Source organism: Paenibacillus sp. FSL K6-1230, assembly GCF_038002385.1.
Classification (GTDB): domain Bacteria; phylum Bacillota; class Bacilli; order Paenibacillales; family Paenibacillaceae; genus Paenibacillus; species Paenibacillus massiliensis.
This window is the reverse complement of sequence record NZ_JBBOCK010000001.1, coordinates 4,238,709-4,247,439: the sequence shown is the minus strand read 5'-3', so window position 1 is coordinate 4,247,439 and position 8,731 is coordinate 4,238,709. Positions and strand designations below refer to the sequence as shown.

The following is an 8,731-nucleotide window of genomic DNA, read 5'->3' as shown; positions in this document are numbered from 1 at the left end:
GATTCGCAAACAACACATCGCTAACACAGAGTAAACAAGTCCATAGCTTTTTATAAGCAGTACAGGCACAGATGGGCAGCCGCCCACATACAATAAACAGACCATACTGTGATGGAAAAAGACAGATTCATGCATATTTCCAGGAGGTGTCCTCTGTGCCCGGATTGTTTACTGCAATTGCTCTGTTTATTAAGGAACTGACCTTACTCGTCTCCTACGTCAAGAATAACGCCTTCCCCCAACCGCTCAGCGAACAGGATGAAGCGAAGCATCTGAAGCTGATGGCCGAAGGCAATGCTCATTCCCGTAATATGCTCATTGAACATAATCTGCGTCTGGTTGCACATATTGTCAAGAAATTCGACAACACCGGAGAGGATCTGGAGGACTTGATCTCCATCGGTACGATTGGACTGATTAAAGCAATTGAGAGCTTTCAGACCGGGAAGGGCACCAAATTGGCAACGTTTGCGGCTAGGTGCATTGAAAATGAAATTCTAATGCACTTGCGTTCGCTTAAGAAGACACGCAAAGATGTGTCGCTGCATGATCCAATTGGGACGGACAAAGAAGGTAATGAAATTACATTAATTGATATCCTCGGCTCAGAGGAAGACGATGTGGTCAACACGGTTCAGCTCAAAATCGAGAAGAGCAAGATTTACCGCAACTTGGATATTCTTGATGACCGTGAGAAAGAAGTGGTAATCGGAAGATTCGGTCTAGAGACGGGTGGAGAGGAGCGAACGCAGCGTGAGATTGCGAAGGAGCTGGGCATTAGTCGCAGCTATGTATCACGGATCGAGAAGCGGGCGCTCATGAAGCTGTATCACGAATTCTATAAACAGAAGGGGTAACTTGAAATATATTAGTCATTCTGTACAAGGTAAAGGAGATAATAAGAGAACATGAGGCGTGATGACGAACAGGCCACTTCATCGTGGCTTGTTTTTAATTTCGCCCATTTTACGCGTTTTTTTATGAATTAAAAAATTTAGAGAAGCACGATATTCTAGCAACTATTGATAATATGGAAAAATAACTATAAAAAATGATAAAAAGTGTCTAATTGAATTATATTTCAAGATATGATTTTTATAACGTTTTCATCCTTTTATTTGATTTACAATCATAATGTAACCAGTCGCTGTTGTCCCGATTTGTTGAATTAAAAAAGAATACAGTACAGAGGGTGTTAACGTGGAATGGTACGCTCTTTTTGTTCAAGCCGATAAAGAAATGATGGTAGAGAATCGCATCCATGCTTTATTTAATGAATCAGTCTGTACTGCGTTAGTACCCAAAAGAATGTTGTTAGAACGAAGACAGGGAGTCACAAGGGCAGTTGCCAGGTTACTGTTTCCTAGCTATGTGTTGATCAAGACAACAATGCAACCAGATATTTACTATAGAATTATGGAGATTCCTTATATTCTTAAAATTTTGAATACGGGCATTCCTCGTAAGGACGGCTGTTATTGGACGGCGATTGATCCTGAAGAGATCGAGACCATTCTGAATCTTGTTGACCAATCTGGGATCATTTGTTCCTCACGAGTACTGATGGAGGATCGCAACTTTTATGTAGAAGAAGGGCCCTTATTAGGTATGGAAGATAGGATTATGAAATTGGACAACCATCATAACAGAGCCAAGGTCAGATTGAATTTTAACGGGGAAAGTAAGACGGTTGACTTGGCAGTGAATGTATTTCGAAAGAATAATTGATACAACAGAAAACCTGAGGGAGCTGGTCATAGTGGATTTTAGTCATTCTCATAAAGAAAAGCAGGCAGAGTTTAAAGCTTTTGTCGATCAAGAGATTAAGCCGTATGCTGCTCAGATTGACCAAGAGGAGTATATCCCGAAGAGCATCATAGAAAAAATGGTTGAAAAAGGATATTGGGCTACTGAATTACCTAGCGAATATGGCGGTGCCGGTCTGGATTTAATTAGTTCAGGTTTGCTTCATCAGGAGGTTGGACGGGGTTGCTCTAATGTAAGAAATTTACTCGGTGTTCAAGGTATGGTGTCCAGCGCCATCTTGAAGTGGGGAACAGAGGAACAAAAAAGGCACTGGCTGCCAAAGATGGCCACGGGTCAGGTAGGCGCTGCTTTTGCACTGACAGAGCCTGGTGTCGGTAGTGACATAAAAAATTTACAGACAGAGGCGATCGAGGAAGGATCAGACTATATCCTTAACGGACAGAAAAAATGGATCACCTTCGGTGGTAGTGCTGATTTGTACATTGTATTTGCCAAGTGTAAAGGAAGAGTAGGAGCGTTTCTGGTAGAAAGAGATACACCAGGGTTTAGCACGATGCCGATTAAAGGCCTGCTAGGATTCAGAGGCTCCATGTTGGCGGAGCTAACTTTCGATAATTGTAGAGTGTCTTCAGATAATCTGTTGAGTCGAATTGGGTTTGGCTTATCTCATGTCGCTAACTATGGACTATCTCATGGGCGTTATAGTACAGCATGGGGATGTGTAGGCTTGGCGCAGGCCTGCCTGGAATCCAGTGTACAATATGCTACTCAGCGCAAGCAGGGAGATAAGTTTTTGAAAGATCATCAGCTCATACAAGAACTAATTGCAGAAATGGAGGTTAATATCACTTGTGCTAGATTGCTTTGTTTGCACGCCAGCTATTTAAGAGAAAATAAGGACGAACGGTTTGTAATGGAGACTGCTAAAGCCAAGTATGTTGCTTCCCGAACTGCGTTTAATGCGGCAAGAGACGCTGTTCAAATTCACGGAGCCAATGGTGTAGGATCTGATTACCCTGTCCAAAGATATCTCAGAGATGCAAAAATCATGGAAATCGTAGAGGGGAGCTCGCAAATCCAACAGATCATAATTGCAAGCCATGCTTTCAGAAAGAAGTACTAATCATGTGATGTACTGTGATTTAGGTAATGTGGTATATAAAGGTTAATGAATGAAAGCGGGGATCTGGCCGAAGAAGTCAATGAAACAGAATCGACCAGTCCCCGATTATCTTATTAAATGAATGTTATAGGAACTTTGAGAGTTCTATTAGCACCGTGCACACGCTTAGCTTATGGTTTGTTTACGTTAACATAGTTAGCTATGAGCTATGCAGAAAGATTACAGCTTGGATGGCCAGTTGCCATACCAGGCATACCCTCCTCTTCTTTCCTTGTCAATTTCGGTAAGATCATACTTGACTACCCCGTCACGGCCTACGAAAATCGGTTTGTTCGTTCCAATTTCATAGAAGCGTGCCCACAGTGCTGAAGCGCTGGAGTCTTTGATGAGCTTGCTATCCCCATTCTTACGCTCATAGCGGTAGCCTGTAATTTTGACTTCCTCAAACCAGGCTTCTGCAGCTTTGATGGAAGCTGAGATCTTGGAGTTGGAAGGTCTTGTCTTCAGGAACTTTACAATAGAAGTGCTCTCTCCAGCCGAGAGGGAAGGTACCTCATAGATTCGTGCACCTGCTGGTTTGAGTGTCTTGGAATCGTGTTGCTGTCCCCATGCTGTCAGCTTACCGTTTGCCACGACTTGCGAATTCAAGATCGCGTCTACGCCCTTGTCCACAGCAGCCTGGCTGCGAGAAGCCAAGGAACTGTCGATGAAGGAGAAGTCACCTTTACGGCTGCCCACCTCATCCAACAAGTACAGTACATTAATCATCGCGTCATCATTAAAGGTTATGTGTGTATGATAGCCTGAGCTTTTATAGACTTGCGGGAATCCCCCGTTGGAATACTGCATGTTGAGCAAAAAGTTGATGCCCTTGATCGCAGCATCTGAATAACGGGAATCCTTTGTTTTCTTGTATTCACTTGCAAGTCTTCTGATTTCTGAATAAGTAGCCTTGTTATCAATTGTCGATTTGGCCCATTCCCCACTAGTCTCCGAATAATCCTTTTTCCATCCTCCATCAGCAAGCTGATTCTTTAGAATATCGGACATACTAGCAGTCGTCCCTGAAGCATCCGCAGCGGATACTGTACTGATTGGTTGGAACAACGTTACCCCACCAGCCACAGAAAATGCCATCGTGCATACCATAACGCCTGTAATGATCTTTTTCTTGTTCATAAACATTGTACACTCTCCCATTTCATCGTTTATTTATGTTTACTTGCCATCCATAATTACAATGTAAACCATGTACTCCTTTCTTTAATATTTAATGGATTTGTTTTCGTTTTACACCCAATATTTGTATTGGATAATGGAATTTTATGTCATGGCAATTCTTTTGTCAATACATGAAATATTATGTAATAAAAAATAATAAATTGACGATTATTAATTAGTTCTTTAGTAGGATTTTTCGTTCGTAGTTATGTATGGGTTGTAGCTGGATTTAGATCTGGAACGAAGCCAAATTACTAGGAAAAGTCTCGGTTTTAGACGGGTTATCACAAACGAATTATGTCTTGTATCAAAAAGAGAGAAAGATTAATGTCTAATCATATGGTCCTATATGAAAATGGGGTCAAAAATGAGTGTGTTCAAGTAAGTGAAGTGAAATATGAAAGAGGAGTTGAAGGAATTCCAGAAAGATATATGAAAGAAAATGAAAAATAAATATTCAAGATTATAGGATATATTTATAGATTAGCAAGGAATTGTTTAGACAGACCTTGGGGTTATAGATTATTTTAAGCGTTGTTTGATATAAAGGGGGAGTACACATTGAATAAGCGTTTTATTGGAAGGTTGAGTTTACTATTCAGCTTAGCGTGTGCATTGGTATTAAGCTTGTCTACAGCAACTATATATGCTGCAGCAGTTGGACAAGCCATTGCTAGCCCGGAGAATGGATGGCAGCGGTATGATGATAGGTACGTTAAATCTACCATGGCACGGGGGAAGGACAATGCCTATTATCAATCTACAGGGACCTCAACTAAAGAAGTAGGGAGAAACATTAAGTTTCAATTCTATGGAAGCAACATCAGGCTCTTAACTTTCTCCAGTACAAAGGACCATGCTACTGAAGTTTCCGTGAAAATCGACGGTGTTCCTTATAAATACAGTGAAGCATATGACGCTAAAACACTGACTCTTGTGTTTGAGAAGACGGGACTTGAGAAAGGACTGCATGATGTCATCATCGAATCCATTCAGTCAGGAAAGTTTACTTCTCTTGATGCCATTGATATTGATGATGATGGTTACATTGTGCCTATGAATACACCTGCCCAATTAAAGGCAGCCTCTGGGAATGCACAAGCCATTCTTAGTTGGAATGAGATCGAAGAAGCTACCGGCTACACCGTTTACTTTGGTACAGAAGCTGGTAAGTATACAGACGAAGTGTCCGTGACCAAGGATGCTTATGGTAATTATGTAATCCCAGGTCTTACCAATGGGACAACATACTATTTTGTTGTAACAGCTACAGTAAACGGAGTTGAATCAGAGCGCTCCATGGAAGCCTCCACAACCCCACAGGCTGAAGTTGCAGGTGAGGCTGTACTGAATGTTACGATCGCAGAAGATACGGTGAAAGTCGGAGATGCATTTAAAGCGGCTATTTCTCTTGATCATGTCAGTGACATCTATGCAGAAGATTTCAAAATAAAGTACGATACAGAACGATTCGAATACATGGGATTTGATGAAGTGGAGGGTTTCAAGGTCTACAATACGACAACGGATGAGGATGACAACATTCGCTTCATCGTAGCTAGTCAAGGAGAGCAATACGGGATTACTGGAGAAAAGGTATTCTTGAATCTGAACTTCAAAGCTAAGGCTGTTGGATCTGGCGATGTGGATGCGTTGTACTGTCGGATAGCGAATACAACCATTGAATGGGATCTGGAGGGTGATGCATGCGGAAGTGATACGGTAACCGTAGAACTAGCTGACATTCAGGATGTTAACCATTCTGGCGAATACACACTGGTTGATCTTGCGATCGATGGGTTTTATTTTGGACGTGCAGCTGCCGATACAGATACAATCAATCACAGCGCAGATCAAATCGTTGATGGGAACGTAAACGATGATGACCTGGTGTATATCGTAAATCAAATGCTGAGCAATACAAACTACGCACCTAATCTTCTATAAAAAGTGACCAAAGCTCCGCTGGCTAGTTGCCGGCAGAGCTTTTCTTTGTAACCCCTTGTCACCGATTACTCTTTCTATAATAGCTGGGGGTGACTCCCGTTATTTTTTTGAACATCACATTAAAATTGGCGACATGCTCAAAGCCTGTACTTTCGGCTATTTGTGAGATGGGTGCCTTGCTCTCTCTAAGCAAACGTTTGGCCTCGCGCAAGCGAATGATCTGCAAATACTCTTTGAACTGAAAGCCCGTAATTTTCTTGAACGTACGGCTTAGATAGGAAGGGCTGATGTAGAAAAGCTTGGAGACCTCATGCAGCGTGATCTGACTATGGAAGTTATCGCTCAGGTAGCCAGCCACTTCAGTCATCTTCTGATGCATGGGATGGGCGGTTATCGTTTGTTTCATATTCTCCTTAACAGCATGGCGTCGCATGTGAACCAGTAATTCAATTAATAGGGCACGAACACAGGTCTCAACAGCTTCGTAGCCCAGTTCACATTCACGTAGCATCTTTTGCAGCAGCTCTTCTACTGCGGCTTGCATATCAATGGGGAAATGAATCAAAGGACTAACAGCATTTTTTTGCAGTAGCGGAACCTGACATCTCGATAGCTCTGTCGTGATAAATGATTCACTGAAGTTAATCAAAATACGCTCGCACTTTAATGCATCTGAGCTTGTGGTCCGATGGATATCATGAGGATGAAGCAGGATCAGCTCTCCCTTTTGGGCAGTGAATACGGTCTCGTTTACGAAGAACACTCGCTCCCCGTCCAGTAAGTAATAGATTTCATACGTTGAATGTGAATGTGACCTAGGCATGGATGCAGGTCCGGTCTGGTAGAGATATTGAATCGTGAATTCGTTCTCCGCAATCGCATATTTGGTTCCCAGAATCTCTGTCATATTCATACACCCTTCGCTCGATAGCAGATTTAAAAGGACAATCATAATAAATTATAAGGCTAAAATGGACATATAACCGAAAAAAATATAGCTTTTTTTGCACTATAATAATCTTATTGTCCTGATAAAAGATAGGGGTTGATGATGAAATGAGCACATTCCATAATCCGATTATTCCGGGGTGTTATGCTGATCCTTCGATATGCAGAGTCGGGGAGGACTATTATCTAATTACGTCATCCTTTGAATATTTTCCGGGGGTTCCCATTTTCCATAGTAAGGATCTGGTAAATTGGCGTCAGCTTGGGCATGTGCTGGACCGACCATCCCAGCTTGATCTGGATGGAACTCCTTGTTCTAAAGGGATTTATGCCGCAACGCTTCGCTATCATGATGGAATCTTTTATATGGTCACCACCTTCGTTGTAAGCGTAACCGGAGCGCGCAGGAATTTTTATGTGACAGCGAGTGACCCCGCCGGACCGTGGTCAGACCCCGTATGGCTTCCCGATGCACCGGGAATCGACTCATCGCTCTTTTTTGATGACGATGGAAAATGCTACATCATGGCAAACCGTCAGCCTCCTGGGGGGCAGCAATATCCCAAGCATATGGAGATCTGGATGCAGGAGCTCGATGTAAGCAAGGGTGAGCTGGTTGGAGAGAAGTATAGTCTTTGGGACGGTGCATTAAAGTATGTTCATGCCCAGGAGGGGCCACATATGTATAAGATCGACGGCTATTATTATTTAATCATTGCTGAGGGGGGCACTGGACATACCCACTCGGTGACGGTGGCGCGTAGTACAGATATAAAGGGGCCATATGAAGGCTGTAAGTCCAACCCGATTCTTACGCATCGTCATCTGGGCAATAAGCATCCTGTGACCAATGTAGGCCATGCGGACATTGTGCAGACGCAGGATGGAGAATGGTGGATGGTGTGTCTGGGATCGCGTCCCTATGGAGGTTATTACAGAAATCTGGGGCGTGAAACGTTCCTGGTGCCATTTGTCTGGGAGGAAGGCTGGCCTGTGGTTAATCCAGGAAAGGGCGTTGTTGAGCTGGAAATGCAGCGTCCTTCGCTTCCCGAGCACCGATGGCCGTCCCAGCCTGTCTGCGATCATTTTGGCAGTGAGCAGTTGGGACTGACATGGAACTTTATCCGTACACCAAGAGGTGAGTTCTGGTCATTAACAGAACGCCCGGGATACTTGCGACTGAAGCTGAAGCCCGAAACAATGACGGAATTCGTCAATCCAAGCTTCGTTGGGCGACGTCAGCAGCATATTCAATTCTCCGCGCGGACCGTGCTTGAATTTGCTCCGCAATCGGTTCATGAGGTGGCAGGTCTGGTCATCCTGCAGCACAATGACGCCCAATACCGTGCAGAGTATACTCGTAATGAGCAAGGGTCTATTGTACGGTTGGTACGGCATTTTGAAGGAATGAGCACAACGCTCGCTGAGCAATTGGTCGGGTCGACAGAGTCGAACCGTAAGCTGTATCTCAAGGTTGAAGCAAGGGGACAGGATTACAGCTTCTACTTTGCCACGCAAGCAGAGGTGTGGAATCCGCTATTGGAGCATGTTGACGGGACAATTCTGAGTGTTGATGTAGCAGGGGGATTCTCTGGAACGTATATCGGCTTGTTCGCAAGCAGCCAAGGGCAACCGAGTCAGAATCATGTCGATTTCGATTATTTTGAATATTCGCCACTGTATTAAGGTGTGTGGGCCTACAGAGCATTGCTGCTTGCTTTCAGA

At 43.5% G+C, this 8,731-nt stretch carries 8 protein-coding genes; 6 read left to right on the top strand and 2 right to left on the bottom strand.

Annotated features, from left to right (window positions below):
* Positions 1 to 155: 155 nt before the first annotated feature.
* The 3 genes from sigK (at position 156) to MKX74_RS18685 (ending at position 2,890) form a co-directional block, all read left to right on the top strand.
* Positions 156 to 857, top strand: coding sequence for an RNA polymerase sporulation sigma factor SigK (gene sigK / locus MKX74_RS18695; RefSeq protein WP_018884776.1), 702 nt, complete (start codon positions 156 to 158; stop codon positions 855 to 857).
* Between the two features lie 343 nt (positions 858 to 1,200).
* Positions 1,201 to 1,728, top strand: a complete 528-nt coding sequence (gene loaP, locus MKX74_RS18690) for an antiterminator LoaP (protein WP_341179399.1) — start codon at positions 1,201 to 1,203, stop codon at positions 1,726 to 1,728.
* Positions 1,729 to 1,759: 31 nt separating this feature from the next.
* Positions 1,760 to 2,890: an acyl-CoA dehydrogenase family protein gene (locus MKX74_RS18685; RefSeq protein WP_341179398.1), complete on the top strand. Its 1,131-nt coding sequence runs from the start codon at positions 1,760 to 1,762 to the stop codon at positions 2,888 to 2,890.
* A gap of 219 nt (positions 2,891 to 3,109) precedes the next feature.
* On the opposite strand, the gene pelA is transcribed toward MKX74_RS18685, so the two are convergent.
* The gene (gene pelA, locus MKX74_RS18680; RefSeq protein ID WP_197031765.1) at positions 3,110 to 4,069 is read right to left on the bottom strand and encodes a pectate lyase; all 960 of its coding nucleotides are present in this window, start codon (positions 4,067 to 4,069) and stop codon (positions 3,110 to 3,112) included.
* 369 nt (positions 4,070 to 4,438) lie between these two features.
* Between pelA and MKX74_RS18675 the strand changes: the two genes are divergently transcribed.
* Positions 4,439 to 4,564, top strand: a complete 126-nt coding sequence (locus tag MKX74_RS18675; protein WP_341179397.1) for a hypothetical protein — start codon at positions 4,439 to 4,441, stop codon at positions 4,562 to 4,564.
* A gap of 420 nt (positions 4,565 to 4,984) precedes the next feature.
* Positions 4,985 to 6,058, top strand: coding sequence for a cohesin domain-containing protein (locus MKX74_RS18670; protein WP_341179396.1), 1,074 nt, complete (start codon positions 4,985 to 4,987; stop codon positions 6,056 to 6,058).
* Between the two features lie 58 nt (positions 6,059 to 6,116).
* On the opposite strand, the gene MKX74_RS18665 is transcribed toward MKX74_RS18670, so the two are convergent.
* A complete protein-coding gene (locus tag MKX74_RS18665) occupies positions 6,117 to 6,965 on the bottom strand; it encodes a helix-turn-helix domain-containing protein (RefSeq protein WP_341179395.1) in 849 nt (282 codons plus the stop codon).
* A gap of 149 nt (positions 6,966 to 7,114) precedes the next feature.
* Here MKX74_RS18665 and MKX74_RS18660 point away from each other — a divergent pair, with 149 nt between their 5' ends.
* Positions 7,115 to 8,692 (top strand): glycoside hydrolase family 43 protein, encoded by a 1,578-nt coding sequence (locus MKX74_RS18660; protein ID WP_341179394.1) that lies wholly within the window; start codon positions 7,115 to 7,117, stop codon positions 8,690 to 8,692.
* The last annotated feature ends 39 nt before the right edge of the window (positions 8,693 to 8,731 follow it).

What these genes read in the sequence shown, in the direction of transcription:
- pelA (WP_197031765.1), bottom strand. Translation starts at nt 4,069, where the DNA reads ATGAACAAGAAAAAGATCATTACAGGCGTTATGGTATGCACGATGGCA.
- MKX74_RS18675 (WP_341179397.1), top strand. Translation starts at nt 4,439, where the DNA reads ATGTCTAATCATATGGTCCTATATGAAAATGGGGTCAAAAATGAGTGT.
- MKX74_RS18665 (WP_341179395.1), bottom strand. Translation starts at nt 6,965, where the DNA reads ATGACAGAGATTCTGGGAACCAAATATGCGATTGCGGAGAACGAATTC.
- MKX74_RS18660 (WP_341179394.1), top strand. Translation starts at nt 7,115, where the DNA reads ATGAGCACATTCCATAATCCGATTATTCCGGGGTGTTATGCTGATCCT.